Annotated in this window: 22 protein-coding genes; 7 read left to right on the forward strand and 15 right to left on the reverse strand. The window is 70.3% G+C overall.

Annotated features, from left to right (window positions below):
• Window positions 1–330 precede the first annotated feature (330 nt).
• Entirely contained in the window at window positions 331–2,037 is a 1,707-nt protein-coding gene (locus ACFVH5_RS18825) for a glycerol-3-phosphate dehydrogenase/oxidase (RefSeq protein ID WP_384813016.1), read from the reverse strand.
• Window positions 2,038–2,336: 299 nt separating this feature from the next.
• Here ACFVH5_RS18825 and ACFVH5_RS18830 point away from each other — a divergent pair, with 299 nt between their 5' ends.
• The gene (locus ACFVH5_RS18830; RefSeq protein WP_107015690.1) at window positions 2,337–3,542 is read left to right on the forward strand and encodes a nucleotide sugar dehydrogenase; all 1,206 of its coding nucleotides are present in this window, start codon (window positions 2,337–2,339) and stop codon (window positions 3,540–3,542) included.
• Window positions 3,543–4,287: 745 nt separating this feature from the next.
• On the opposite strand, the gene ACFVH5_RS18835 is transcribed toward ACFVH5_RS18830, so the two are convergent.
• From ACFVH5_RS18835 to ACFVH5_RS18850, 4 genes are all read right to left on the reverse strand, one after another.
• Window positions 4,288–5,412, reverse strand: coding sequence for a GuaB3 family IMP dehydrogenase-related protein (locus ACFVH5_RS18835; RefSeq protein WP_107015689.1), 1,125 nt, complete (start codon window positions 5,410–5,412; stop codon window positions 4,288–4,290).
• Between the two features lie 103 nt (window positions 5,413–5,515).
• Window positions 5,516–7,021: an IMP dehydrogenase gene (guaB, locus tag ACFVH5_RS18840; protein WP_385834793.1), complete on the reverse strand. Its 1,506-nt coding sequence runs from the start codon at window positions 7,019–7,021 to the stop codon at window positions 5,516–5,518.
• 277 nt (window positions 7,022–7,298) lie between these two features.
• Entirely contained in the window at window positions 7,299–7,886 is a 588-nt protein-coding gene (locus ACFVH5_RS18845) for a sigma-70 family RNA polymerase sigma factor (protein WP_384813020.1), read from the reverse strand.
• Between the two features lie 271 nt (window positions 7,887–8,157).
• Window positions 8,158–8,769, reverse strand: coding sequence for a response regulator transcription factor (locus ACFVH5_RS18850; RefSeq protein WP_003948568.1), 612 nt, complete (start codon window positions 8,767–8,769; stop codon window positions 8,158–8,160).
• Between the two features lie 380 nt (window positions 8,770–9,149).
• On the opposite strand from ACFVH5_RS18850, the gene ACFVH5_RS18855 reads away from it, so the two are divergent.
• Window positions 9,150–9,473, forward strand: coding sequence for a WhiB family transcriptional regulator (locus tag ACFVH5_RS18855; protein WP_107015686.1), 324 nt, complete (start codon window positions 9,150–9,152; stop codon window positions 9,471–9,473).
• 116 nt (window positions 9,474–9,589) lie between these two features.
• Here ACFVH5_RS18855 and ACFVH5_RS18860 read toward each other — a convergent pair whose 3' ends face one another.
• Complete coding sequence (locus ACFVH5_RS18860) at window positions 9,590–10,504, reverse strand: LysR family transcriptional regulator (RefSeq protein WP_385834795.1); 915 nt, start codon at window positions 10,502–10,504, stop codon at window positions 9,590–9,592.
• An 80-nt stretch (window positions 10,505–10,584) separates the two neighbouring features.
• Here ACFVH5_RS18860 and ACFVH5_RS18865 point away from each other — a divergent pair, with 80 nt between their 5' ends.
• Both ACFVH5_RS18865 and ACFVH5_RS18870 read left to right on the forward strand, forming a co-directional pair.
• Window positions 10,585–11,256 carry an MOSC domain-containing protein gene (locus ACFVH5_RS18865; RefSeq protein ID WP_384813026.1) on the forward strand — a complete coding sequence of 224 codons (672 nt, stop codon included), beginning with the start codon at window positions 10,585–10,587 and terminating at the stop codon, window positions 11,254–11,256.
• A gap of 9 nt (window positions 11,257–11,265) precedes the next feature.
• Entirely contained in the window at window positions 11,266–12,039 is a 774-nt protein-coding gene (locus tag ACFVH5_RS18870) for an SDR family NAD(P)-dependent oxidoreductase (RefSeq protein ID WP_385834796.1), read from the forward strand.
• Between the two features lie 192 nt (window positions 12,040–12,231).
• Here ACFVH5_RS18870 and groL read toward each other — a convergent pair whose 3' ends face one another.
• From groL to ACFVH5_RS18890, 4 genes are all read right to left on the reverse strand, one after another.
• Complete coding sequence (gene groL, locus ACFVH5_RS18875; RefSeq protein WP_385834797.1) at window positions 12,232–13,857, reverse strand: chaperonin GroEL; 1,626 nt, start codon at window positions 13,855–13,857, stop codon at window positions 12,232–12,234.
• A 117-nt stretch (window positions 13,858–13,974) separates the two neighbouring features.
• Entirely contained in the window at window positions 13,975–14,283 is a 309-nt protein-coding gene (gene groES, locus ACFVH5_RS18880) for a co-chaperone GroES (protein ID WP_019066754.1), read from the reverse strand.
• Window positions 14,284–14,788: 505 nt separating this feature from the next.
• Entirely contained in the window at window positions 14,789–15,553 is a 765-nt protein-coding gene (locus ACFVH5_RS18885; RefSeq protein ID WP_385834798.1) for a polysaccharide deacetylase family protein, read from the reverse strand.
• Window positions 15,550–16,356 carry a polysaccharide deacetylase family protein gene (locus ACFVH5_RS18890; RefSeq protein WP_385834800.1) on the reverse strand — a complete coding sequence of 269 codons (807 nt, stop codon included), beginning with the start codon at window positions 16,354–16,356 and terminating at the stop codon, window positions 15,550–15,552. The genes ACFVH5_RS18885 and ACFVH5_RS18890 overlap by 4 nt, the downstream gene beginning before the upstream one ends.
• 486 nt (window positions 16,357–16,842) lie before the next feature.
• Here ACFVH5_RS18890 and ACFVH5_RS18895 point away from each other — a divergent pair, with 486 nt between their 5' ends.
• Window positions 16,843–18,054 (forward strand): methyltransferase domain-containing protein, encoded by a 1,212-nt coding sequence (locus ACFVH5_RS18895; RefSeq protein WP_385834801.1) that lies wholly within the window; start codon window positions 16,843–16,845, stop codon window positions 18,052–18,054.
• Here ACFVH5_RS18895 and ACFVH5_RS18900 read toward each other — a convergent pair.
• The 3 genes from ACFVH5_RS18900 to ACFVH5_RS18910 are packed head-to-tail and all read right to left on the reverse strand — an operon-like array spanning window position 18,051 to window position 20,934.
• Complete coding sequence (locus ACFVH5_RS18900; protein WP_385834803.1) at window positions 18,051–19,229, reverse strand: dipeptidase; 1,179 nt, start codon at window positions 19,227–19,229, stop codon at window positions 18,051–18,053. The two genes, ACFVH5_RS18895 and ACFVH5_RS18900, sit on opposite strands and share 4 nt — an antisense overlap.
• Window positions 19,230–19,243: 14 nt before the next feature.
• Window positions 19,244–19,777 (reverse strand): 5-(carboxyamino)imidazole ribonucleotide mutase, encoded by a 534-nt coding sequence (gene purE, locus ACFVH5_RS18905; RefSeq protein WP_107015678.1) that lies wholly within the window; start codon window positions 19,775–19,777, stop codon window positions 19,244–19,246.
• A complete protein-coding gene (locus tag ACFVH5_RS18910; protein WP_384813041.1) occupies window positions 19,774–20,934 on the reverse strand; it encodes a 5-(carboxyamino)imidazole ribonucleotide synthase in 1,161 nt (386 codons plus the stop codon). The genes purE and ACFVH5_RS18910 overlap by 4 nt, the downstream gene beginning before the upstream one ends.
• Window positions 20,935–21,126: 192 nt before the next feature.
• Between ACFVH5_RS18910 and ACFVH5_RS18915 the strand changes: the two genes are divergently transcribed.
• Window positions 21,127–21,696 carry a GtrA family protein gene (locus ACFVH5_RS18915; protein ID WP_385834804.1) on the forward strand — a complete coding sequence of 190 codons (570 nt, stop codon included), beginning with the start codon at window positions 21,127–21,129 and terminating at the stop codon, window positions 21,694–21,696.
• Between the two features lie 226 nt (window positions 21,697–21,922).
• Here the strand turns inward: ACFVH5_RS18915 and ACFVH5_RS18920 are convergent, their stop codons facing one another.
• On the reverse strand, window positions 21,923–23,191 hold the full coding sequence (locus ACFVH5_RS18920; RefSeq protein ID WP_384813044.1) for an ATP-binding protein: 1,269 nt from the start codon (window positions 23,189–23,191) through the stop codon (window positions 21,923–21,925).
• Between the two features lie 143 nt (window positions 23,192–23,334).
• Window positions 23,335–24,012 (reverse strand): response regulator transcription factor, encoded by a 678-nt coding sequence (locus ACFVH5_RS18925; protein WP_107015675.1) that lies wholly within the window; start codon window positions 24,010–24,012, stop codon window positions 23,335–23,337.
• Window positions 24,013–24,562: 550 nt separating this feature from the next.
• Between ACFVH5_RS18925 and ACFVH5_RS18930 the strand changes: the two genes are divergently transcribed.
• On the forward strand, window positions 24,563–26,065 hold the full coding sequence (locus tag ACFVH5_RS18930; protein ID WP_385834802.1) for an oligopeptide:H+ symporter: 1,503 nt from the start codon (window positions 24,563–24,565) through the stop codon (window positions 26,063–26,065).
• The last annotated feature ends 103 nt before the right edge of the window (window positions 26,066–26,168 follow it).

Consider the following 26,168-nt stretch of genomic DNA (forward strand, 5'->3'; position numbering starts at 1 on the left):
GGACACCGTCCGATGCCCCGGGTGCCCCTCCTGGAGGCAACGCTTCCCCGAACCGCCCCTCATCCGTTCCCCACCTGCCCCTCGGCCGGGCTTCTCCCCCGTCATGAGCTGCGACAAGGAAGGATTTCGCTGCCACCGCCGGGGGTTCCGCCTCCTTCGACACCTTCAGGCCGGGTACCCACTTCGCCCGGGCGGAAGCCACCACGAAAGGCCCGGTCGCGGACACGGCCGTGCACAAGGCCGCATACACGGCCGCTTCCGGCGGCGGGCACCTGCGGGACACCGGCCCCTGCCCGCCGCCGAGTTGGACCCCTGCGGCGGCTACCGCGGCTACAGCGGCACGATGTCCGGCGCTCCCAGCCGCGCCGCGTCGGCCGTCAGGTCGTCCGGCTGGCGCTGCGACTCCCGTTCCGCCTCGACGCGCTTCTGGTAGTGCTCGACCTCGCGCTCGATCTGGTCCTTGTCCCAGCCGAGCACCGGCGCCATCAGTTCGGCGGCCTCCCGGGCGCTGCGCGTGCCCCGGTCGAAGGTCTCGATCGAGATGCGCGTGCGCCGCGTGAGCACGTCGTCCAGATGCCGCGCGCCCTCGTGGGAGGCGGCGTAGACGATCTCGGCGCGCAGGTAGTCGTCGGCCGCCGGCAGCGGGTCGCCCAGGGTCTGGTCGGCGGCGATGAGGTCGAGGACCTCCTCGGCGAGTGACCCGTACCGGTTCAGCAGGTGCTCCACGCGCACCACGTGCAGGCCGGTCCTGGCGGCGATCCGCGCTCGCGCGTTCCACAGGGCCCGGTAGCCCTCCGCGCCGACCAGCGGGATGTCCTCGGTGACGCACTCGGCGACCCGCTGGTCGAGGCCGTGCACCGCCTCGTCCACCGCGTCCTTGGCCATCACCCGGTAGGTCGTGTACTTGCCGCCCGCCACGACCACGAGCCCGGGGGCCGGGTGGGCCACGGTGTGCTCGCGCGACAGTTTGCTCGTGGCCTCCGACTCACCGGCGAGCAGCGGCCGCAGTCCCGCGTACACGCCCTGTACGTCGTCGCGGGTCAGCGGGACCGCCAGTACCGCGTTCACATGCTCCAGCACGTAGTCGATGTCGGCGCTGGACGCCGCCGGGTGCGCCTTGTCGAGGTCCCACTCGGTGTCCGTGGTGCCCACGATCCAGTGCCGGCCCCAGGGGATCACGAACAGCACGGACTTCTCGGTGCGCAGGATCAGTCCGCTCGACGAGGTGATCCTGTCCTTCGGTACGACCAGATGGATGCCTTTGGAGGCCCGGACGTGGAACTGGCCCCGCTCCCCGACCATCGCCTGGGTGTCGTCCGTCCACACGCCGGTGGCGTTCACGATCTGCTTGGCACGGATCTCGTACTCCCCGCCGCCCTCGACGTCCTGCACCTTGGCACCGACGACCCGTTCGCCCTCGCGCAGGAAGCCGGTCACCCGCGCGCGGTTGGCGACCTTCGCGCCGTACGCGGCCGAGGTGCGCACCAGGGTCGCCACATAGCGGGCGTCGTCCATCTGCGCGTCGTAGTACTGCAGCGCCCCGACCAGGGCGTCCTTCTTCAGCGCGGGGGCGACGCGCAGCGCGTGCCGCCGTGAGAGGTGCCGGTGCACGGGCAGTCCGCGGCCGTGGCCGCGCGCCATCGACATCGCGTCGTAGAGCGCGACGCCCGATCCCGCGTACAGCCGCTCCCAGCCCTTGTGCTGCAAGGGGTACAGGAACGGCACGGGCTTCACGAGATGCGGTGCGAGCCGCTCAAGGAGCAGCCCGCGCTCCTTCAGCGCCTCCCGTACGAGCGCGAAGTCGAGCATCTCCAGATAGCGCAGGCCGCCGTGGATCAGCTTGCTCGACCGGCTCGATGTGCCCGACGCCCAGTCACGCGCCTCGACCAGTCCGGTGGACAGGCCGCGGGTCACGGCGTCCAACGCGGTGCCCGCGCCCACCACGCCCGCTCCTACGACGAGCACGTCCAGTTCGTGCTCGGCCATCGCCGCGAGTGACCCGGCGCGCTCCGCCGGTCCCAGTGTCGCTGTCCGCACAGTTGCCTCCAGCTGTCTGTCGCGCCGGGCTCACCCGTACGGCGAGGCCCTGCTCACATCCCCCATGCCCAAATTCTGACCGTGATGCCCGCCATCGGCCACCACCGGCGGTCCGCCTGTGGACAACTCTCGATGCCCGGCCCGGCGACTTCCGGAGAAACACAACCGAGCAATCCCGCAAATCGGTCATATTTACTCCTAGTCTGACATTGCGCTCGCCCGTTCTGTCCACAGGGCTTGCGCCCTCACCCCACTCCGGCTACCGCCACTCCGGCTACAGGGAAGGACGGCCCACCGCCATGCCCGCAGACCTCGCCGTCATCGGCCTCGGCCAGCTCGGCCTGCCCCTGGCCCGGGCCGCCGCCACCACCGGTATCCCCACCCTCGGCTACGAGTGCGGCGACCCGGCGCCGCTGGCCGCGGCCGACCTGCGCCGGATGCTGTCCACGGGATTCCGGCGGGCCACGGACCCGGCCGAGCTGGGCCGCGTACGCACCGCCGTCATCTGCGCTCCGACCCCGCGCGGCGCGGACGGGACGCTCGACCTGGGACAGGTGGCCTCCGCCGCCCGCACCCTGGCCGCGCATCTGCGCCCGCACACCACGGTGATCCTGGAGTCCCCCGTGTACCCGGGGACGACCGAGGAATTCCTCCGGCCGCTCCTGGAGGAGGGCTCGGGGCTCCGGGCGGGCCGCGACTTCCACCTCGCGTACTCACCCAGCCGGGTGGACCCGGGCAACCGCGACCACGGCCCCGCCAACACCCCGAAGGTCATCGGCGGGCTCACCCCGGCCTGCACGGAGTCGGCCGCCGCGTTCTACGGCCGGCTCACCGACAAGGTCGTACGCGCGCGTGGACCCCGCGAGGCGGAGACCGTGCAGCTCCTGGAGACCAACTACCGGCACGTCAACATCGCCCTGGTCAACGAGATGGCCGTCCTCTGCCACGACCTCGGCGTCGACCTGTGGGACGTCATCCGCTGCGCCGAGACCAAGCCGTTCGGCTTCCAGGCCTTCCGCCCGGGCCCCGGAGTGGGCGGCCACGCCGTCCCCCGCGACCTGGCGGGCCCGCGGACCCGCTCCCTGCGCATGGTCGAACTGGCCCAGCAGGTCAACGACCACATGCCCCGGTACGTCATCCAGCGCGCGGCCACGCTCCTCAACGAACACGGCAAGTCGGCCCGCGGCGCGCGCGTGCTGCTCCTCGGCGTCACCTACAAGGCCGACCACGCCGACCAGCAGGGCTCACCCGCCCAGGAGATCGCGACCCGCCTGATGGAACTGGGCGCCGCCGTCAGCTACCACGACCCGCACGTCCCGTCCTGGTCCATCCTCGACCGCCCGGTCCCCCGGGTGGACTCCCTGTACGAGGCCGCAGCCGACGCGGACCTGACGATCCTGCTCCAGCAACACCGCACCTACGACCTGCAAGGCCTCTCGGTAAAGGCTCAGCTCCTCCTGGACACCCGGGGAGCGACTCCTACGGGGGCGGCGCACAGGTTGTGAAAGGGGGCGCGGGACACATCCGAAGCCCCGGCCGCTGGTGGCGAACGACACCCACCGCCGGTACCGTACGGAATTGGGTGGAGCCCACCGCAGGGGTCACTGCGGCAGGCTCCTAGATGGGTTACGGAGTGTCCGCCCCTAGTTGCTATAGGGGCGGCCGCTCACCATCCTGGAATCCACAGGATCCACCTCCCGCGGTGCCGTGCCGTTCGTCGGCCGTATCCGGTACCGTGCAAAAAAAGGTGGAGCCCACCGCAGGGGGTCTGCGGCAGGCTCCTAGATGGGTTACGGAGTGTCCGCCCCTAGTTGTTGTGGGGGCGGCCGCTCACCATCCGAAAATCCGCAGAATCCACCTCCTCCGGCACTTCACCGTCCGCAGACGGATCCGGTCCCAGCGGGTGGGCTTGCGGTGGCGGCCCATGGGCGGCCCCCTTCCACGACGCCACCCAGAGACCCGGTAGGCGGCTCGGCTGGAACTCGGGCCGGGCCCCGAGGGCCGGGGTCCGGAACGATGTCCTTGGAAGGGGGCGCCCACACAACTGGAGCGCCGAACACGGACGTTATCGCCTCGACACGGTCGTTTCCCGCCCATTCGGCGCAAAGGCAACCGTGCGCCCCCTGAACGCGAAACGCGCCCCACCAGGGCCGTTCGGATGCGCGGGCACGCGAAAGGGCCCGGTCACTCACCCTTGTGAGTGACCGGGCCCCTCGTCGTTCGTCGGCTCAGGCCGAGCGCGGCGTCGCGTCAGCGCTTGTGCTGCGAGTCCGCCACCGTGACCTCGACGCGCTGGAACTCCTTCAGTTCGCTGTAGCCGGTCGTGGCCATCGCGCGGCGCAGGGCGCCGAAGAAGTTCATGGAGCCGTCGGGGGTGTGCGAGGGGCCCAGCAGGACTTCCTCGATCGTGCCGACGGTGCCGAGGTCGACCTTCTTGCCGCGCGGCAGCTCCTCGTTGACGGCCTCCATGCCCCAGTGGTGGCCGCGGCCGGGCGCGTCCGTCGCGCGGGCGAGCGGGGAGCCCATCATCACCGAGTCGGCGCCGCAGGCGATCGCCTTGGGCAGGTCGCCGGACCAGCCGACCCCGCCGTCCGCGATCACGTGCACGTACCGGCCGCCGGACTCGTCCATGTAGTCGCGGCGGGCGGCGGCCACATCCGCGACGGCGGTGGCCATCGGGACCTGGATGCCGAGCACGTTGCGCGTGGTGTGCGCGGCGCCGCCGCCGAAGCCCACCAGGACACCGGCCGCGCCGGTACGCATCAGGTGCAGCGCCGCCGTGTACGTGGCGCAGCCGCCGACGATGACCGGGACGTCCAGCTCGTAGATGAACTGCTTCAGGTTCAGCGGCTCGGAGGCGCCGGAGACGTGCTCCGCCGAGACCGTCGTACCGCGGATGACGAAGATGTCGACGCCCGCGTCCACGACGGCCTTGGAGAACTGCGCGGTGCGCTGCGGCGAGAGCGCGGCGGCGGTGACCACGCCCGAGTCGCGCACCTCCTTGATGCGCAGCCCGATCAGCTCCTCCTTGATGGGAGCCGCGTAGATCTCCTGGAGGCGGCGGGTGGCGGTCTCCGCGTCCAGTTCCACGATCTCGTCGAGGAGCGACTGCGGGTCCTCGTGCCGCGTCCACAGGCCTTCGAGGTTGAGGACGCCGAGACCGCCCAGCTCCCCGATGCGGATGGCGGTCGCCGGGGAGACCACCGAGTCCATGGGAGCCGCCAGGAACGGCAGCTCGAAGCGGTAGGCGTCGATCTGCCAGGCGATCGAGACCTCCTTCGGGTCGCGCGTACGGCGGCTCGGGACGACGGCGATGTCGTCGAAGGCGTACGCCCGGCGGCCGCGCTTGCCGCGCCCGATCTCGATCTCAGTCACGTGTGTGGCCTTTCCCTCTTCGGTTCTGCGCGTTCCAGTATCCCCGACACATACGGCGAGGGCGGTCCCGGAGTCTCCGAGACCGCCCTCGAACGGGTTGCTGCTACTGGCCGCGGCTGTAGTTCGGTGCCTCGACCGTCATCTGGATGTCGTGCGGGTGGCTCTCCTTGAGGCCCGCCGACGTGATCCGTACGAAGCGGCCCTTGGTCTCCATCTCGTCGATGCACGCGGCGCCGACGTAGCCCATGGTCTGGCGCAGTCCGCCGACGAGCTGGTGCAGCACGTTCCCGAGGGGGCCGCGGTAGGGCACCTGGCCCTCGATGCCCTCGGGGACGAGCTTGTCGTCGGAGGCCACCTCCGCCTGGAAGTAGCGGTCCTTCGAGTACGACTTGCCCTGGCCGCGGGACTGCATGGCACCGAGCGAGCCCATGCCGCGGTACGACTTGAACTGCTTGCCGTTGATGAAGAGCAGCTCGCCGGGCGACTCCTCGCAGCCGGCGAGGAGGCTGCCGAGCATCACCGTGTCGGCGCCGGCGGCCAGCGCCTTGCCGATGTCTCCGGAGTACTGCAGTCCGCCGTCCCCGATCACCGGGACACCGGCGGCGCGGGCCGCGAGGGCGGCCTCGTAGATGGCGGTGACCTGCGGTACGCCGATACCGGCGACCACGCGGGTCGTACAGATGGAGCCGGGGCCCACACCCACCTTGACGCCGTCGACACCGGCGTCGATCAGCGCCTGGGCGCCGTCGCGGGTGGCCACGTTGCCGCCGATCACGTCGACGCCGACGCTCGACTTGATCTTCGCCATCCAGTTGAGGGCGTTGCTGTTGTGCCCGTGCGAGGTGTCGACGATCAGGAAGTCCACCCCGGCCTCGGCGAGTGCCTGGGCCCGCTCAAGTGCCTCGGGGCTCGCGCCCACGGCGGCGCCCACGAGGAGGCGGCCCTCGGCGTCCTTCGCCGCGTTCGGGTACTTCTCGGCCTTGACGAAGTCCTTGACCGTGATGAGGCCCTTGAGGATGCCCGCGTCGTCGACCAGCGGAAGCTTCTCGATCTTGTGGCGGCGCAGCAGCTCCATGGCGTCGGTCCCGGAGATGCCGACCTTGCCGGTGACGAGCGGCATCGGGGTCATGACCTCGCGCACCTGACGGGAGCGGTCGGTCTCGAAGGCCATGTCGCGGTTGGTGACGATGCCGAGCAGCTTGCCGTTGCCGTCGGTGACGGGGACACCGCTGATGCGGAACTTGGCGCACAGCGCGTCGGCCTCGCCCAGCGTCGCGTCCGGGTGCACCGTGATCGGGTCGGTGACCATGCCGGACTCGGAGCGCTTCACGAGGTCGACCTGGTTGACCTGGTCCTCGATGGAGAGGTTCCGGTGCAGTACGCCGACGCCGCCCTGGCGGGCCATGGCGATCGCCATCCGGGACTCGGTGACCTTGTCCATGGCCGCCGAGAGCAGCGGGATGTTCACGCGTACGTTGCGGGAGATGCGGGACGAGGTGTCGACCGCGTTGGGCAGCACTTCCGATGCGCCCGGCAGCAGCAGCACGTCGTCGTAGGTCAGCCCGAGCGTCGCGAATTTCTCGGGCACTCCGTCGACGTTTGCAGTCATGACACCTTCCCCAAATGGCCTTGATCGGTGCGGATGTCCATGCTAACGGGAAGCATGGCTCTCTCATTCCACGGTTGCGGCCGCCCCCGGGCCTCGTAGGTTCCTACGGGCCGGGCGACCACCCCGTTCAGCGCGGTGCCGCACACCGGTGCCGGCCGGCGCACGTGGACACGTACCGCCGGGGAATCCGCTCCCGCTTCAAGCCGCACGCCCCGGATCGGCGACGCGGACCGCCGGCCGCCGGTCGTGGGGCGAGCCGCGCCCGGAGGAAAAACGCCTACTGCTCGGCGAGGGCCCGCAGGCGGCTGAGCGCCCGGTGCTGGGCGACCCGGACCGCGCCGGGTGACATTCCCAACATCTGTCCGGTCTCCTCGGCCGTGAGGCCCACCGCGATGCGCAGCAGGAGAAGTTCCCGCTGGTTCTCGGGGAGGTTGGCCATGAGCTTCTTCGCCCACTCGGCGTCGCTGCTGAGGAGCGCGCGCTCCTCGGGGCCGAGCGAGTCGTCCGGCCGCTCGGGCATCTCGTCCGACGGCACGGCCGTCGAACCGGGATGCCGCATCGCGGCCCGCTGCAGGTCGGCCACCTTGTGACCGGCGATGGCGAAGACGAAGGCTTCGAAGGGGCGCCCGGTGTCCTTGTAGCGCGGCAGTGCGAGCAGCACCGCCACGCAGACCTCCTGCGCCAGGTCCTCCACGAAGTGCCGCGCGTCGCCCGGAAGTCGGGACAGCCGCGTACGGCAGTAGCGGATGGCGAGCGGGTGGACATGGGCGAGGAGGTCGTGCGTGGCCTGCTCGTCGCCGTCGACCGCACGATGGACGAGCGCACCAATCACCCCATGGGCATTAGCCGCCTCGTCGTCACGCATCGGTCCATGGTGCCTTGGCGTCGTTCGTTCCGTGGCACCGCGTCCGTAGTTGTGCACCGAAGCGTTATGAGCAGGTGCGCCGGAACTCATCTCCTGCGCCCTCCCCTCACGCTCGACCGACTTGTTCCCGAGGAACTCCACACCTCAAGGATGCGGCATCCGCCGGGAAACGGGGATCGGGTGCCCGAACGGCGTCATTCGATCCCCTGTCGGGCCCGGCCCCGCCCGCCTTTCGGCAGGCGGGGAAACCCGTACCCCCGCGGCGGTCCACCTAACGGACCAGGCCCCATCGGAATCCGAGCGCCACCGCGTGCGCGCGGTCCGAGGCGCCGAGCTTCTTGAAGAGCCGGCGGGCGTGCGTCTTGACCGTGTCCTCGGAGAGGAACAGCTCACGGCCGATCTCCGCGTTCGACCGGCCGTGGCTCATGCCCTCCAGGACCTGGATCTCACGCGCGGTGAGCGTCGGCGCCGCACCCATCTCGGCCGACCGCAGTCTGCGCGGCGCGAGCCGCCAGGTCGGGTCGGCGAGGGCCTGGGTGACAGTCGCCCGCAGCTCCGCGCGGGAGGCGTCCTTGTGGAGATAGCCGCGGGCACCGGCGGCGACCGCGAGTGCGACACCGTCCAGGTCCTCGGCCACGGTGAGCATGATGATGCGCGCACCGGGGTCGGCGGACAGCAGCCGCCGGACCGTCTCCACGCCGCCCAGACCGGGCATGCGTACGTCCATCAGAATCAGGTCCGAACGGTCGGCACCCCAGCGGCGGAGGACTTCCTCGCCGTTGGCCGCCGTGGTCACGCGCTCTACGCCGGGCACGGTCGCCACCGCACGGCGGAGCGCCTCTCGGGCAAGCGGGGAGTCGTCGCAGACGAGGACGGATGTCATGGCCGTCCTCCGCAGCTGATGCGCGTCACCTTGGGCCTCCAGGCTGGTACGAAATCGTCACCTGTGCGGTCGACCGACTCGGACGCTTGCCCGAGCGTTTGTTCCTTCAACCGCCTCGCACACTCAACGACGGTCACTCGAAAGAGTTACGGGGCGGTGAGCCACGTTCGGCACTCTACGTGAGGGCGCGGACACGGTGCAGACACGTGCGGCAGACCCTCAAGGTTTCATCACAACCTATGCCCCATTCGGACGCTTTTCGTTCCATTTGCTGGTGTCTGGGGCTAGATTCGCAAAGAGTCATATTTTCATCTCCTTAGATCGTAGATGTACGGTGATGGGCACGTAACCGACCAAAACGGCTACAAGGGGACAAAGCAATGGCAGATTTCTCCCGCCTTCCCGGACCGAACGCGGATCTGTGGGACTGGCAGCTCCTCGCGGCATGCCGCGGGGTCGACAGCTCGCTCTTCTTCCACCCCGAGGGCGAGCGCGGTGCGGCACGGAGCGCCCGTGAGAACTCGGCCAAAGAGGTCTGCATGCGGTGCCCGGTGCGAGCGGAGTGCGCTGCGCACGCGCTGGCGGTGCGCGAGCCCTACGGCGTGTGGGGCGGCCTGACCGAGGACGAGCGCGAGGAACTCATGGGACGGGCGCGCAACCGCCTGGTCTCGGCGTCGAGCGGGGGCGACCCGTCACACCACTGAAGGAACGTTTCTCCGAACCAACACGCGCGCGTGTGCCCCTTCTTCACGTCCCCCGGGGCATACCCCGCGCCGCCTAGGACGAGGACCCCGCGAAACCGGACCCCGTGGAACCCGGTTCAGCGGGCGGCGGCCCTGGCCAGCTGGTCCAGGGTGGCCGCCACGGCGGGCACCTGGGCCAGATCCGGCAGCGTGAGCGCGACGATCTCGCGTCGCACCGCGGGCTCCACCGTCACTGTGCGTGCACCTTTGGGCCGTACGGATTCGATGGCCAGTTCGGGCAGGACCGCGACCCCGAGCCCCGCCCCGACCAGACCGACCACCGCCGGATAGTCGTCGGTCGCGAAGTCGATGCGCGGGGTGAAGCCCGCGCTCTCACAGACCTCGACCAGCTGGGCCCGGCAGCGCGGGCAGCCGGCGATCCACGGCTCGTCGCCGAGGTCGCTTATGGCGACCGTGCCCGCCCGGGCCAGCCGGTGCCCCTCGGGGACCAGACCGACGAGCCGGTCCGTGAGCAGAGGCCGGATCACCAGGTCGTCCCACTCGTCCGGCCCAGCCGCTCCCGGGGCGCCCACCGCGCCCTCGTACCGGAAGGCGAGTGTCACGTCGCAGTCGCCCTCGCGCAGCATCTCCACGGAGCGCGGCGGTTCGGCCTCCTCCAGGGAGACCCGGGTACCGGGGTGGGCCGCGCGCAGGGCGGCGAGCGCGGTCGGTACGAGCGTGGAGCTTCCACTCGGGAACGAGACCAGGCGCACCCGGCCCGCGCGCAGCCCCGCGATCGCGGCGACCTCCTCCTCGGCGGCCGTCAGACCGGCGATGATGCCCGCCGCGTGCCGTACGAGGGCCTCGCCGGCCTGGGTCAGCCGCATCTCACGGCCGGTGCGGATGAGCAGCGGTGTGCCGACGGAGGCTTCGAGCGCCTTCATCTGCTGGCTGACGGCGGGCTGGGTGCAGCCCAGTTCGCGCCCCGCCGCCGAGAAGGAGCCGGTGGCGGAGACGGCACGCAGGACACGCAGATGACGGGCCTCGATCACCCTTCGAGCATAAGCGAATCTTGGATACGGCGAGGAATATCGCGTCGACGCTTTTGGCCCGGATCGCCTAGCGTGCCTTCATGAAGCTTCTGTCTCTGAATCTGGGGCGGCCCGAGGCCGTCGACTACACGGACCAGGCCGAGGGCGTGACCGGGATCGACAAGCGGCCGGTGGACGGGCCGGTCCGGGTCGCCGCGCCCGGTCCGAAGGGCGTCGGCGGGAGCGGTCTCGCCGGGGACGCGGTGTGCGAGCTGCGGCACCACGGCGGCGACGACCAGGCGGTGTACGCCTTCGCGCGCGAGGACCTCGACGACTGGGAACGCGAGCTGGGGCGCCCGCTGTCCAGCGGGATGTTCGGGGAGAACCTCACGACCGAGGGTCTCGACGTGTCCGGGGCGAAGATCGGGGAGCGCTGGCGCATCGGCTCCGAGGTCGTGCTCGAAGTGACGTCCGGGCGCGTCCCCTGCCTCACCTTCCAGGGCCACCTGGGCGAGAAGGGCTGGGTCAGGCGGTTCACGCAGAAGGGGGTGTCCGGCGCGTATCTGCGGGTGATCGAGCCCGGGGAGATACGGGCGGGCGATCCGATCGAGATCGTGCACCGGCCGGACCACGAGGTCACCGCCGCCCTCCAGTTCCGCGCGGTCACCCTCGAACGGACGTTGCTGCCGCGGGTGCTGGCGGCGGGCGACGCCCTGCACCCGGAGGCACGGGAGAAGGCGCTGAGGTACGTCGAGAAGTACGGCGGTCACTAACCTTGGGCCATGACAACGGCTTTGATTACGGGATCGACAGCGGGCATCGGTGCCGCCTTCGCACGGCGGCTGGCCGCCGACGGGCACAACCTCGTGCTGGTCGCGCGTGACACCAAGCGGCTCGGCGAGCAGGCGACGGAACTGCACGACCGGCACGGCATCGAGGCGGAGGTGCTGGCGGCCGACCTGGCGACGGACGAGGGCATCGAGGCGGTGGCCGCCCGTGTCTCGGACCGCAAACACGCGGTCGACCTGCTCGTCAACAACGCGGGCTTCGGCAACAAGGGCCTCTATCTGGACGTACCGATGGCGGACGAGCTGAAGATGCTCAAGGTGCACTGCGAGGCGGTGCTCCGGCTCACCTCGGCGGCGGCCGAGGCCATGCGGGAGCGCGGGCGCGGCGGAGTCGTCAACGTGGCGTCGATGGCCGCGTTCACCCCCCGCGGTACGTACGGGGCGTCGAAGGCGTGGGTCGTGCAGTTCACCCAGGGCGTGGCGAGGGACCTGGCGGGCAGCGGCGTCCGGCTGATGGTGGTGTGTCCCGGGTTCGTGCGGACCGAGTTCCACGAGCGGGCCGGGATGGGCACGGACAACATCCCCGACTGGATGTGGCTGGACGCCGACAAGGTGGTCACGGCAGGTCTCGCCGACCTGGCGCGGGGCAAGTCCCTGTCCATTCCGGACGCGCGCTACAAGGTACTTGCGGGCCTGGCGAAGGTGACGCCGCGGGGGCTGGCCGGCGGGGTCAGCTCCAAGGCGGGCCGCAAGTACGGCCCGAAGTAAGCGTGTTGGTGCCGTTAGGCGTCAGGCGACGACAGCACGAAGGCCCGGTACCCGTCGAAACGGTTACCGGGCCTTCGTCAGGTACTGGCTCAGTCGCACCGCGCCCCGTCAGGGGCGGGGAACCGCGCGACCAGCCCCCACCGGACCCGCGGTCACATCCCCGCACGTCCGGCGGAGCGCTCGGCGGAGCGCCTAGTGCGAGTGCCCGTGGCCACCGTGACCGGCCTCGGCCTCCTCCTCCGCCGGCTTCTCGACGACCAGGGTCTCGGTCGTGAGGAGCAGGGAGGCGATGGACGCGGCGTTCTCCAGGGCGGAGCGCGTGACCTTGACCGGGTCGATGACGCCGGCCTTGACCAGGTCGCCGTACTCGCCGGTCGCGGCGTTGAAGCCCTGACCCTTGTCGAGGTCGGCGACCTTGGAGGTGATGACGTAACCCTCCAGGCCGGCGTTCTCGGCGATCCAGCGCAGCGGCTCGACGGCGGCCTTGCGGACGACGGCGACACCGGTCGCCTCGTCGCCGGTCTTGCCGAGGTTGCCTTCGAGGACCTTCACGGCGTGGACGAGCGCGGAGCCACCACCGGAGACGATGCCCTCCTCGACCGCGGCGCGGGTCGCGGAGATGGCGTCCTCCAGACGGTGCTTCTTCTCCTTGAGCTCCACCTCGGTGGCGGCGCCGACCTTGATCACGCACACGCCGCCGGCCAGCTTCGCGAGGCGCTCCTGGAGCTTCTCGCGGTCCCAGTCGGAGTCCGTGGACTCGATCTCGGCCTTGATCTGGTTGACACGGCCGGCCACGTCGGCGCTGTTGCCGCCGCCGTCGACGATGGTCGTGTCGTCCTTGGTGACGGTCACGCGGCGGGCGGTGCCCAGCACGTCCAGGCCGACCTGGTCGAGCTTGAGGCCGACCTCCTCGGCGATGACCGTGGCGCCGGTGAGCGTCGCGATGTCACCGAGCATGGCCTTGCGGCGGTCGCCGAAGCCGGGGGCCTTGACGGCCACCGCGTTGAAGGTGCCGCGGATCTTGTTCACGACCAGGGTCGACAGGGCTTCGCCCTCGACGTCCTCGGCGATGATCAGCAGCGGCTTCGACGCGTTGGTCTGGATGACCTTCTCAAGCAGGGGAAGCAGGTCCTGGATGGAGGAGACCTTGCCCTGGTGGATCAGGATGTACGGGTCGTCGAGGACGGCCTCCATACGCTCCTGGTCGGACACCATGTACGGGGACAGGTAGCCCTTGTCGAAGGCCATGCCCTCGGTGAAGTCCAGCTCCAGACCGAAGGTGTTGGACTCCTCGACGGTGATGACACCGTCCTTGCCGACCTTGTCCATCGCCTCGGCGATGAGCTCGCCGACCTGGCTGTCCTGCGCGGACAGACCGGCGACGGCCGCGATGTCGGACTTCTCGTCGATCGGGCGCGCGGTCGCGAGGAGCTCCTCGGAGACCGCGGCGACGGCCGCGTCGATGCCCTTCTTGAGGAGGGCGGGGGACGCGCCGGCGGCGACGTTCTTCAGGCCCTCGCGGACGAGCGCCTGGGCCAGCACGGTGGCGGTGGTCGTACCGTCACCCGCGATGTCGTTGGTCTTGGTCGCCACCTCCTTCACCAGCTGGGCGCCGAGGTTCTCGTACGGGTCGTCGAGCTCGACCTCGCGGGCGATGGTGACGCCGTCGTTGGTGATGGTGGGGGCGCCGAACTTCTTGTCGATGACGACGTTGCGGCCCTTGGGGCCGATCGTCACCTTCACGGTGTCGGCAAGCTTGTTGACGCCGCGCTCAAGGGCGCGACGGGCGTCCTCGTCGAACTTCAGGATCTTCGCCATGGAGCTGATTCAGTCCTCTCAAAAAACGAACGGCGCCCCCGGCACCCGGCGCTTTTTAGTACTCGTGTTCAGTACTCGCTGGGGCCAGGGGCGCAGTTCAAAGCAAACCTGGGTGAATTACTTCTCGATGATCGCGAGTACGTCGCGGGCCGAGAGGACGAGGTACTCCTCGCCGCTGTACTTCACTTCGGTGCCGCCGTACTTGCTGTAAAGCACGATGTCGCCGGTCTTCACGTCGAGCGGAAGCCGCTCGCCGTTCTCGAAGCGGCCCGGACCAACGGCCAGGACGACGCCCTCCTGGGGCTTCTCCTTCGCCGTGTCCGGAATGACCAGGCCAGAGGCGGTGGTCTGCTCGGCGTCGAGCGGCTGGACCACAATGCGGTCCTCGAGCGGCTTGATGGCAACCTTGGAGCTGGTGGTCGTCACGATCCGACCTCCCCCTTCGGAGATCTCACGGGGTTAACTGTCTGAGGTGGCGACCAGGTGGATCCGTCGTCGCGGGTGCCGGACCTGCCCGTCGCTATTGGCACTCTCCTGCGGTGAGTGCCAGAGCCGAGACTATGACTGCGATTAGCACTCGGTCAAGCGGAGTGCCAGTTGCCTCCGGCGGTTGGCGGTATCCGGGCGGGTCGGAATCGGGGGTTGCCGCCCCTGGGCCTGCGCCCCCGGCCCCCTGTTGTCCTCAAGCGCCGGATGGGCTGGAGCGTGGTCGGCTGCGACCTGGTGGGGGCGCACCCAAAGGATTGCGCAGTTCCCCGCGCCCCTGAAAAACGCCCGCGCCCGCCCTTCCCCCGCCCACCTTCCGCACTCTCCCCTCTACCCCCACCCCCCCAGGGGCGCGGGGAACTGCGCAAAGGGGGGCGAGGGGGCGCAGCCCCCATGCGTGAACGGGACGGGTAGGGGCGGCGGGGGCGAGAAAAAGCCGGCGCCCCTACAGGTAGTCCTCCAGGCGCCCCACAGCGAACCCCTGCTCCTGGACGCGGCGCAGCATCCCGACGGTCGCCCCCGTCAACGCCCCACCCCCCTCAGGACAGTGAAGAATGTCCCCCGCCCGCAACCGCGCAGGATCCCGCCAGAGAACAACCGCAGCGATCCCACAATCCCCCGCGGCCCGCAACGTGTCGCCGTTGTATTCGCCGTACGGCGGCCGGAACAGCCGGGGCCGAATCCCGAACCGCCGCTTCAGCTTCTCCTGCTGCCCGCAGATCTCCGCCCGCTGCCCCTCGTACGGCAGCCCCGGCAGATACGGATGATCGAGCGTGTGGTTCTGCACGCTCGCACCGACCGCCCGCAGCCGGCCGAAGTGCGCGTACCCCGGCCCCACGACGCTGTCCGTGAGGAACACGCTCACCGGCAGCCGCAGCTCCCGCACCATGTCGACGAACCGCGGATCCCTCTCCGCGCCGTCGTCGAAAGTCAGGAAGACGACCTTGTCGCGGGTCGGGACGCGGTCCACCACGGGCGGCAGGCCGGGCCCCGCGGCCCGTAAGGCGGGCCGCGGGACGGACGGGCCCGGCGCGCGGGCGAGCGGGGCGCTCAGCCCCCAGCGGCGGTACGCGTCCACCGGGGGCCCGTGTGTGCGTACCTTCTCCGCCGCCTTCTTGCCCAGCCGTTCGATGGGGTCGACGGACTGGGCGCAGCCGGCGAGACAGAGCACGCCTGCCAGAAGTGCGGCGGTGGCCCCCCGGCGCCTCACAGGTAGTCCTCCAGGCGTGCCACCGCGTACCCCTTGTCGGTGATCAGCTTCAGGAAGCGGCGGACCATGTCGGGCATCGTGCCCTGCCAGTCCTCCTTGCCGCGGAAGTGGCTGAGAACGATGTCTCCGGGGCGCAGGTCGCGGTCCCACTCCCGGTACTCCCAGTGGTCGACGAAGACCTCCTCGTTCCAGAGGGGCGCCGCCTTGATGCCGCAGGCCTTGGCGGCCCGCAGGGTGTCCTCGTTGTAGTTGCCGAAAGGCGGGCGGAAGAGCGTCGGCCGCTTTCCGTACCGCTTCTCGATCACGTCCTGCATCCCGCAGATCTCACGCTTCTGCGCGGCGTACGACAGTCCGGGCATATAGCGGTGGTGGAGGGTGTGGTTGTTCAGGGAGACGCCCGTGGCCTGCATCTTCTTGAAGTACCCGTAGTCCTCCTTGACCAGGTAGTCACTGAGGAAGGCGGTGTACGGGATCTTCAGCTCACTCATCATCCGCAGGAACGCCGGGTCCTTCTCGGCGCCGTCGTCGATGGTGAGGAAGACGACCTTGTCCTTGGTGGGGATCGTCGTGAAGACGGGGGGCAGCCCTTCGTGGTCGTCCACCTCGAAGCCGTCACGGGTGTCGATGTGCGGCTTCTTCGCCGGGGCGAGCGGGGCGGGCAGGGGGGCCTTGTGGAGGCCCCATCTCTTCACCGCAGCGGCGTGGGCGCGTTGTTCCTGGCGGAGTTTGGCCGCTGCCTGTTGGCCTGCGGCCGGCTTGATGTCCTTGTGGGTGCGGTCGGGGCCCACGCAGCCTGTTGCCATCGCGGTGGCTGCCAGCAGGGTCAGGGCCGTGCGTGCCGTGCGGGACCGACGGACAGTCGACCGCGGGCCGGTGGGGGCCGGCCGCGCAGTTCCCCGCGCCCCTGACGGGGCACCGGCGGTGGCTGCCAGCAGGGTCAGGGCCGTGCGTGCCGCTGCCCGGGACGGGTGGGCGGTCGACTGCGGGCCGGTGGGGGCGGGCCGCGCAGTTCCCCGCGCCCCTGACGGGGCACCGGCCGTGGCTGCGAGCAGGGTCAGGGCCGTGCGTGCCGCGCGGGACCGACGGACAGTCGTCCGCAGGCCGGTGGGGGCCGGTCGCGGAGTTCCCCGCGCCCCTTTCGGGGCGCTCGTCCGGACCCCGTTTGCGGCGTTGATGTGGGATTGTCTTACAAGTCGCATGGGGTCGGATACTCCCAGGTCAAGGGGCCTTCTCCGGGGCGACACCGCCGTCGCGCGCGTGCCGTCCACCGACTGGCCCACAATGGGGCGGTGAACGACCTCGATCCGCCGGACTCCCCGCTCGCCTCCTTCGCCGCTCTGCGTACGTCCGAGGGGCGTGCCCTGCTCGACGAGGTGCGCGGTACCGAACCGGCCCAGGAACTGGCCGTGGCGACGCGGCTGCGGCGTGATCATCCCGTCGGGCTCGTGTCGGCCGCGCTCGGACAGGCGCGGCTGCGGCAGCGGGCCGTCGCGAAGTTCGGGGCGGCGGACGCGGCGGAGATGTTCTTCACGCCGAACGGGGTCGAGCAGTCGACCCGGGCGAGCGTCGCCGCGTACCGTGCCGCGCGGTTCAGGGACCTCGGGGTGCGGTCCGTGGCCGACCTGTGCTGCGGCATCGGCGGTGACGCGATCGCGCTCGCCCGTGCCGGGATCCGGGTCCTCGCCGTCGACCGGGACCCGCTGACCGCGGCCGTGGCCCGCGCGAACGCCGAGGCGCTCGGACTGGCGGAGCTGATCGAGGTGCGCGAGGCCGATGTCACCGAGGTCGACACCGCCGGGTACGACGCCGTGTTCGTGGATCCGGGGCGCCGGGGCGGGCGCGGGCGGATCTTCGACCCCGAGGCCTACTCACCGCCCTTGTCGTGGGCCGTCCGGGCGGCCCTCAAGGCGCCTCTCGCCGCGCTGAAGATCGCCCCCGGCATTCCGCACGAGGCCGTGCCCGCCGAGGCCGGGGCCGAGTGGATCTCGGACGCCGGGGACGTGAAGGAGGCCGTGCTGTGGTTCGGCACCGGGGAGGCGGGCACGGTCCGCGCGACCCTGCTGCCCGCCGCGCGGACCCTCCTCGGCCGCGGACTGCCCGATCCCGCGGTACGCCCCGTGGGGCGTTTCCTGTACGAGCCCGACGGCGCCGTCATCCGCGCGCATCTGGTCGCCGAGGTGGCCGCGGAGCTGGACGGCGGAGGGCTGGTCGACGAGACCATCGCCTACGTCACCGCGGACTCCGCGACGGCCACCCCGTACGCGACCGCCTACGAGATCACCGACCAGCTGCCCTTCGGCGTCAAGAAGCTCAAGGCACTGCTGCGGCAGCGCGAGGTGGGCGTCCTGACCGTGAAGAAGCGCGGGTCGGCCGTCGAGCCGGAGGAGCTGCGGCGCAAGGTGAAGCCGCAGGGGCCGCACTCCGCGACCGTGTTCCTGACGCGGGTGCAGGGCGCCCCGGCCATGCTCCTGGGGCACCCCCTCACCACACCCGGAAACTAACCGTCCAGCTGCTCCAGGGTCGCGTTCGACGGGCCCCTGCGGGACTGCTCGTCGCGCGCCACGTCCTCGGCGGCGGCCAGCACCCGTACCGAGTTCTGCCAGGTCAGCTTGGCGAGGTCCGGCTTCGACCAGCCGCGGTCCAGGAGCTCCGCGATCAGGTTCGGGTAGCCGGAGACGTCACCGAGGCCGTCCGGGGTGAACGCCGTACCGTCGTAGTCCCCGCCGATGCCCAGGTGGTCGACGCCCGCCACCTCACGCATGTGGTCGAGGTGGTCGGCGACCGTCGAGACGGTCGCGACCGGGCGGGGGGTGGACTCCTCGAAGGCCTGGTGGACCTTCATGGCCTCGGCGGTCGAGTCGAGGTGGTGGAAGCCCTTCTCACGCATGTTCTCGTCGGCGGCCTCCGTCCAGTCGACGGCGGCCTGGAGCACGAACTTCGGCACGAACGTCACCATCGCCACACCGCCGTTGGCGGGCAGGCGCTCCAGGACGTCGTCCGGGATGTTGCGCGGGTGGTCGCAGATCGCGCGCGAGGACGAGTGGGAGAAGATCACCGGCGCGGTGGAGGTGTCCAGCGCGTCCCGCATGGTCGTGGCGGCCACATGGGAGAGGTCCACCAGCATGCCCAGGCGGTTCATCTCGCGTACGACCTCGTGGCCGAACGGCGACAGGCCGTCGACGACCGGCTCGTCGGTCGCCGAGTCCGCCCAGGCGATGTTGTCGTTGTGGGTGAGGGTCATGTAGCGGACCCCCAGCTCGAACAGGCCGCGCAGGGTGGCGAGGGAGTTGTCGATGGAGTGGCCGCCCTCGGCGCCCGTCAGCGAGGCGATCCGGCCCTCGGCGCGCGCCGCCTCCATGTCGGCGGCGGTCAGGGCCGCGCGCAGATCGGCGGGGTAGCGCTCGATCAGCTGCCGTACGCAGTCGATCTGTTCGAGGGTCGCCGTGACCGCGCCGGGCAGGTCCGAGCGCACGTACACCGACCAGTACTGCGCGCCGACGCCGCCCGCGCGCAGCCGCGCCAGGTCGGTGTGCAGGTGCGCGCTCTGGTCGGCGGCGATGTCGCGGGCGCCGATGTCGTAGCGGACCTGCTCGCGCAGCGCCCAGGGAAGGTCGTTGTGGCCGTCGACCACGGGGAAGTCGGCGAGGAACGCGCGGGCTTCTTCCAGAGAAGGCATGGTGGTCACGTCCGTCACTTTCCGAAGCCGAAGCCGCTGCCCGTGCCCGCGCCGCTCTCGACCTTGGAGCGCAGCCGCTTGCCCTTCTCGGTGGCCTGGTCGTTCAGCTCCTGCTGGAAGTCACGCATCCGGGCGAGGAGTTCCTCGTCGTGCGTGGCCAGGATGCGGGCGGCGAGCAGGCCCGCGTTGCGCGCGCCGCCCACCGAGACCGTGGCGACCGGGACACCGGCCGGCATCTGGACGATCGACAGCAGCGAGTCCATGCCGTCGAGGTACTTCAGCGGGACCGGTACGCCGATCACGGGCAGCGGGCTGACCGAGGCGAGCATGCCGGGCAGATGGGCCGCGCCGCCCGCGCCCGCGATGATCGCTTTCAGGCCGCGGCCGGCCGCCTCCTCGCCGTACGTGATCATCTCGCGGGGCATCCGGTGGGCGGAGACCACGTCGACCTCGTACGCGATCTCGAACTCGTCGAGGGCCTTCGCGGCGGCCTCCATGACGGGCCAGTCGGAGTCCGACCCCATGACAATGCCTACGACAGGACTCATTCGGTGATCGTTCCTCTGAGGTAGCCGGCTGCGTGACGGGCGCGCTCCAGCACGTCGTCGAGGTCGTCGCCGTAGGTGTTGACGTGGCCCACCTTGCGGCCGGGCTTCACGTCCTTTCCGTACATGTGGATCTTGAGCTGGGGGTCGCGTGCCATGCAGTGCAGGTACGCGGAGTACATGTCGGGGTAGTCGCCGCCCAGGACGTTCACCATGACCGTCCACTTCGCGCGCGGGCGCGGGTCGCCCAGGGGCAGGTCCAGGACCGCGCGGACGTGGTTGGCGAACTGGGAGGTGATCGCGCCGTCCTGCGTCCAGTGGCCGGAGTTGTGCGGGCGCATGGCCAGTTCGTTGACGAGGATGCGGCCGTCACGGGTCTCGAACAGCTCGACGGCGAGATGGCCGACGACGCCGAGTTCCTTCGCGATGCGCAGGGCCAGTTCCTCGGCCTTCAGCGCCAGCTCCTCGGAGATGCCGGGCGCGGGCGCGATCACCGTGTCGCAGACCCCGTCGACCTGCTGGGACTCGACCACCGGGTACGCCACGGCCTGGCCGTGCGGCGACCGTACGACGTTGGCGGCCAGCTCGCGGACGAAGTCGACCTTCTCCTCCGCGAGGACCGGGACGCCGGCCCGGAAGGGGTCCTCGGCGTCGGCCGCGGACCGCACGACCCACACGCCCTTGCCGTCGTACCCGCCGCGGACGGTCTTGAGGACGACCGGGAAGCCGTCCCCCTCGGCCCCTTCGGGGAGCCCTTCCGCCGCGAACGCGGCCACGTCGGCGGGATCGCTCACGATCCGGTGCCGTGGGCACGGCACCCCGATCTCGACGAGCTTCGCGCGCATCACGCCCTTGTCCTGGGCGTGCACGAGCGCGTCGGGGCCGGGGCGCACGGGGATGCCGTCCGCCTCCAGTGCCCGCAGATGCTCGGTGGGTACATGTTCGTGATCGAACGTGATCACGTCGCAGCCCCGCGCGAAGGCCCGCAGCGTGCCGAGGTCGCGATGGTCGCCTACGACGACCTCGCTGACCACCTGCGCCGCAGAGTCCTGGGGGGTGTCACTGAGGAGCTTGAACCTGATGCCGAGCGGGATGCCAGCCTCGTGCGTCATACGAGCGAGCTGACCGCCGCCGACCATGCCGACTACCGGGAACGTCACACCCCCAGGGTATCGGCCGTTTCGAGCCACCCCGTCGCGCGCCCGTTCATCGGAAATTGTGCGGGTTCATCACATCCGGGCCACATCTTCGAGTCCGGGCCGGGCACCCGGGGGAACCGCTGGTTAGCATGGCTGAGTCGACGAAGGTTGACGAAAATGACGGATCCGACGAGACGGGGGCTGGGCGACACCATGGGCACAGCTGGTAAACGCGGGGCTCATGCCGGGCAGGCCAGCGTTGTGCGCCTCCGGATCGAGCGCCTGACCAGGGAGATCGCCAAGTTCGGCGCGGTCGGCGGAGCCGGTCTTCTCGTCAACCTGATCGTCTTCAACCTGGTACGCCACACGACCGACCTGCAGGTCGTACGGGCCAGTGTGATCGCCACGGTCGTCGCCATCGTCTCGAACTACATCGGTTTCCGCTACTTCACGTACCGCGATCGCGACAAGAGCGGCCGTACGAAGGAGCTGACGCTGTTCGTGCTGTTCAGCGCGGTCGGGCTCGTCATCGAGAACGGGTTCCTCTTCGCCGCGACGTACGGCCTGGGCTTCGACAGCCCGCTGGCGAGCAACGTCTTCAAGTTCGTCGGCATCGGCATCGCGACCCTCTTCCGCTTCTGGTCGTACCGCACGTGGGTCTTCCGGGTCGCCCCGATCCACACCCCGGCACCCGACGCGGACCCGTTCCCGGAGCCCCCGACCCCGTACCTGGCAGAAGGCCACCCGCCCCGGCCCGTCCGCCAGGTCCAAAGGGTCCGCTGACCCCCATGAGCCCCTAAGGGGCGCGGGGAACGGCGCAGTCTTTTGGTTTTTCGCCCTTCAGGGGCGCGGGGAACTGCGCAGTCTTTCGCTTTCAGCTTTTAAGGGGCGCGGGGAACGGCGCAATCCTTTGCCTTGAGGGGCGCGGGGAACTGCGCGACCGGCCGCCCACGGCGCCGCACCTCTCCACCACGCGACGCCACCCGAACACAAGCCGAACCGAGGGCCCCTAACGGACCGTGGGTTCGTCGCCGTCCCGCCGTTTCAACGGCGTACGAGACAAGAACAACCCGAACACCGGCGGCTGAGCCTGAAGCATCTCCAGCCGCCCCCCGTCCGCCTCCGCGAGGTCACGGGCGACAGCGAGCCCGATCCCCGTGGAGTTGCGCCCACTGATCGCCCGCTCGAAGATCCGCGCACCCAGATCGGCCGGCACCCCCGCCCCCTCGTCGGTGACCTCGATCACGGCCTGGTTGCCGGTGACCCGTGTCCGCAGCGCGACCGTCCCACCGCCGTGCATCAGCGAGTTCTCGATCAGCGCGGCGAGGACCTGGGCCACGGCCCCCGGCGTCCCGACGGCCTGCAGATGGTGCTTGCCCGAGCTGACGATCGCGCGGCCCGCGTTGCGGTAGGCCGGGCGCCACTCGGCGAGCTGCTGCTTGATGACCTCGTCGAGGTCGAACGTGACGGCGGAGCCGGTACGCGGGTCACGGGCGTTGGTCAGCAGCCGCTCCACCACGTCGGTGAGCCGCTCGACCTGCGCCAGCGCGATGGTCGCCTCCTCCTTGACCGTGCTCGGGTCGTCGGTGAGGGTGATCTCCTCCAGCCGCATGGACAGCGCGGTCAGCGGCGTACGCAGCTGGTGCGAGGCGTCGGCCGCGAGGCGCCGCTCGGCCGTCAGCATGCGGGCGATGCGCTCGGCCGAGCCGTCCAGCACATCGGCGACCCGGTCCAGTTCCGGCACCCCGTACCGCTTGTGGCGCGGGCGCGGGTCCCCCGAGCCGAGCCGTTCCGCGGTCTCCGCGAGGTCGGTCAGCGGGGAGGTGAGCCGGTTGGCCTGGCGTACCGCGAGGAGGACGGCGGCGATCACCGCGAGCAGGGCCACCGCGGCGATGATCAGCAGCGTCCGGCCGACCTCACGGGTGACCGCCGAGCGCGCCTCCTCCACCGTGACGGTCTCGCCCTCCTCGCCCTCGCGGGTGGAGGTGATGACGTCACCGGTGGGCGGCGTGCCGATGTGGATGGAGTCGCGGCCCGGGATCTCGATGCGCGCGTACCGGTCGCCCGTGACCTGGTCCTTGAGGACCCGGGCGTTGACCTGCTCGTCGCCGAGGATGCGGCTGTCGACGATGCTGACCAGCCGTACCGCCTCGGAGTCCACCCGTTCCTGGGCGCTGTTGCTGATCGTGCGGGTCTCGACGATGACGAGCGAGACCCCGAACACGGCGATCACCACCAGCACGACGGCCAGCGTGGAATTGATGAGACGGCGACGCACAGGTCCCTCCGGGCTACTGATGATCCGGGCTGGGCCCACGCCCCGTCAGGGGCGCGGGGAACTGGGCGACCAGCCACGCACGGCCCGCTGCCGCGCACCCACCGACGACACGACGGCGAGGGGGCGCGGCCGACAGCAACGGGTCAACTCTTCTCGAAGCGGAAGCCCACTCCTCGTACCGTCGCGATGTACCGCGGATTCGCCGCGTCGTCCCCCAGCTTCTTCCGCAGCCAGGAGATGTGCATGTCGAGCGTCTTGGTGGACGACCACCACGTGGTGTCCCAGACCTCGCGCATCAGCTGGTCGCGCGTGACGACCCGGCCGGCGTCCCTGACGAGCACCCGGAGCAGGTCGAACTCCTTGGCCGTCAGCTGCAGCTCCTCGTCGCCCATCCACGCCCGGTGCGACTCGACGTCGATCCGCACCCCGTGGGTGGCGGGCGGCTGCTGGGGCTCGGCCGCGCCGCGCCGCAGCAGGGCCCGTACGCGGGCCAGCAGTTCGGCGAGGCGGAAGGGCTTGGTCACGTAGTCGTCGGCGCCCGCGTCCAGGCCCACGACGGTGTCCACCTCGTCGGCGCGCGCGGTCAGGATGAGGACCGGCACGGTCATCCCCTCGGCGCGCAGCCGCCGGGCCACCTCCAGGCCGTCCATTCCGGGCAGCCCGAGGTCGAGCACGACCAGATCGATACCGCCCTGGATGCCCGCGTCGAGCGCGGTGGGTCCGTCCTCGCGTACCTCAACCTCGTACCCCTCGCGGCGCAGGGCGCGAGCCAGGGGTTCCGAGATGGACGCGTCGTCCTCGGCGAGCAGTACTCGGGTCATGAACTGATGGTAGTCCGCCGTGGAGCGGCGCAGTGAGGGTGATCGACATCCGTGTTGGCCGGGCCCCCTCCGCACCGTGCGACCCTGGGGTTGAGGATGTAAATCTGTGAACGGCCTTCGAATCAGGCGCATGGTTCCATCCACACCTGTGATCCATCTCTCAAGTCATGCCATATGCGGCATTGATGTGGCGTAGGGCCTTATGGTGACCAGACGCCTGTAGCAGCACACAGGGACCTTTGGCGAAAGCTTCACGCTGAAGGTCTCTTTTGTGTGCGGGCTGGTGTCTACCAGCCTTGGAAGGAATGACCTGTGGCCGGGCCCGGCGCGTGAGAACGCGCGACGGGCGTGGATCCCGGTGGTCGTCGTCCACCGCTCCGACCTCGTCGACCGAGGACGGAACGGACTCCCCGTGGGCGTGGGGCGGGACGGCCGACCCGCCGGTGCCGGCCGCCTCCCCCACCGGGCGCGCAACCCCATTCCGCTCGAAACGGCCTCCGCTGCGGCGGTGTCCGCCTCGGCGGCGCGTCCCGACCAGCAAGGAACGACCATGGCGTCCAGCCTGACGAAGGACTCGGTCTCTCCGGGCACCCCCGGTTCCGGACACGAGAAGACCTTCTTCGGCCACCCCCGCGGACTGGCCACACTCTTCATGACCGAGATGTGGGAGAGGTTCTCCTACTACGGCATGAGGGCACTGCTCCCGCTCTACCTGGTCGCGCCCGGCGGCCTGCACCTGAGCGCGACCACCGCGACCGCGATCTACTCCGTGTACCTGTCGCTCGTGTACCTGCTCGCCCTCCCCGGCGGCTGGTTCGCGGACCGGGTGCTCGGCCCCCGCAAGACCGTCGCCGTCGCGGGACTGGTCATCATGCTGGGCCATCTGACGCTGGCGCTGCCCTCGTCCGGCACCTTCTTCGCCGGCCTCGGCCTCGTCGCGATCGGCTCGGGTCTGCTGAAGGCCAACATCTCGACGATGGTCGGCCACCTCTACAAGGGCCCGGACGACCCGCGCCGCGACGGCGGCTTCACCGTCTTCTACATCGGCATCAACCTGGGTGCCTTCGCCGCTCCGCTGGTGATCGGCACCATCGGCGAGAAGGTGAACTGGCACCTGGGCTTCGCGCTCGCCGCGCTCGGCATGGCACTGGGCCTGGCGCAGTTCCTGATGGGCCGCCGCCACCTCGACGCGCGGTCCGACGTCGTCCCGACGCCGATGTCCGCCGAGGAGAAGTCCTCGACCCTGCGCAAGGGTCTGCTGTGGCTGGCCGTCGCCGCGGTCTTCTACGCCGTCGTCGGCCTCTCCGGCCACTACACGCTGAACTGGATCATGGTCCCGCTCGCGCTCATCGGCCTGATCATCCCGGTCTGGGTGATCGCCAGGATCAAGCGCGACAAGTCGCTCGACCGGGTCGAGCAGTCGCGGATGTCCGCGTACATCTGGTTCTTCGTCGCCGCGGCCGTCTTCTGGATGATCTACGACCAGGGCGGCTCCACGCTGTCGATCTTCGCCGAGTCGTCGGCCGAGAACAGCGTCTTCGGCTGGGACTTCCCGGTCTCCTGGTACCAGTCGGTCAACCCGGTCATGATCATGGCGCTCGCCCCGGTCTTCGCCTGGGCGTGGCTGGCGCTGAACCGGGCCGGCCGCGAGCCGAGCACGATCGTCAAGTTCGCGTCCGGTCTCGTCCTGGTCGGTGCCTCGTTCTTCCTCTTCCTGGCCCCGCTGACGATCGCCGACGGCGGCCACAAGGCCGCCGCGATGTGGCTGGTCGCCATCTACTTCGTACAGACCGTCGGTGAACTGGCCCTCTCCCCGGTCGGCCTCTCCGTCACCACGAAGATGGCCCCCGCGAAGTACGCCTCGCAGATGATGGGCGTCTGGTTCCTGGCGGTCACCGCCGGCGACGCGACGACCGCGCTGCTCTCCATCGCGGGCGTCGGCCTGAACGGGATGGGGATCGTGGCGTTGGAGGCGACCCTCGCGGTCGTGGCGGGCGCGGCGATCTTCATGTACCGCAACAAGGTCAAGTCCTTGATGGGCAACGTGAACTAGTCGCCCGCCAAAGACAAAAAGATTGCGCAGTTCCCCGCGCCCCCAGGTATCTGGGGGCGCGGGGAACTGCGCAGTCTTTTAGGGGCGCGGGGAACTGCGCGAC

It is taken from the genome of Streptomyces sp. NPDC127119 (assembly GCF_042677425.1).
GTDB lineage: Bacteria > Actinomycetota > Actinomycetes > Streptomycetales > Streptomycetaceae > Streptomyces.

What these genes read in the sequence shown, in the direction of transcription:
- ACFVH5_RS18925 (WP_107015675.1), bottom strand. Translation starts at nt 24,012, where the DNA reads ATGACCCGAGTACTGCTCGCCGAGGACGACGCGTCCATCTCGGAACCC.
- ACFVH5_RS18890 (WP_385834800.1), bottom strand. Translation starts at nt 16,356, where the DNA reads ATGGCAACAGGCTGCGTGGGCCCCGACCGCACCCACAAGGACATCAAG.
- ACFVH5_RS18850 (WP_003948568.1), bottom strand. Translation starts at nt 8,769, where the DNA reads ATGACATCCGTCCTCGTCTGCGACGACTCCCCGCTTGCCCGAGAGGCG.
- purE (WP_107015678.1), bottom strand. Translation starts at nt 19,777, where the DNA reads ATGAGTCCTGTCGTAGGCATTGTCATGGGGTCGGACTCCGACTGGCCC.
- ACFVH5_RS18930 (WP_385834802.1), top strand. Translation starts at nt 24,563, where the DNA reads ATGGCGTCCAGCCTGACGAAGGACTCGGTCTCTCCGGGCACCCCCGGT.
- ACFVH5_RS18900 (WP_385834803.1), bottom strand. Translation starts at nt 19,229, where the DNA reads ATGCCTTCTCTGGAAGAAGCCCGCGCGTTCCTCGCCGACTTCCCCGTG.
- groL (WP_385834797.1), bottom strand. Translation starts at nt 13,857, where the DNA reads ATGGCGAAGATCCTGAAGTTCGACGAGGACGCCCGTCGCGCCCTTGAG.
- ACFVH5_RS18870 (WP_385834796.1), top strand. Translation starts at nt 11,266, where the DNA reads ATGACAACGGCTTTGATTACGGGATCGACAGCGGGCATCGGTGCCGCC.
- ACFVH5_RS18915 (WP_385834804.1), top strand. Translation starts at nt 21,127, where the DNA reads ATGGGCACAGCTGGTAAACGCGGGGCTCATGCCGGGCAGGCCAGCGTT.
- ACFVH5_RS18845 (WP_384813020.1), bottom strand. Translation starts at nt 7,886, where the DNA reads ATGCGTGACGACGAGGCGGCTAATGCCCATGGGGTGATTGGTGCGCTC.
- ACFVH5_RS18865 (WP_384813026.1), top strand. Translation starts at nt 10,585, where the DNA reads ATGAAGCTTCTGTCTCTGAATCTGGGGCGGCCCGAGGCCGTCGACTAC.
- ACFVH5_RS18855 (WP_107015686.1), top strand. Translation starts at nt 9,150, where the DNA reads ATGGCAGATTTCTCCCGCCTTCCCGGACCGAACGCGGATCTGTGGGAC.
- ACFVH5_RS18830 (WP_107015690.1), top strand. Translation starts at nt 2,337, where the DNA reads ATGCCCGCAGACCTCGCCGTCATCGGCCTCGGCCAGCTCGGCCTGCCC.
- guaB (WP_385834793.1), bottom strand. Translation starts at nt 7,021, where the DNA reads ATGACTGCAAACGTCGACGGAGTGCCCGAGAAATTCGCGACGCTCGGG.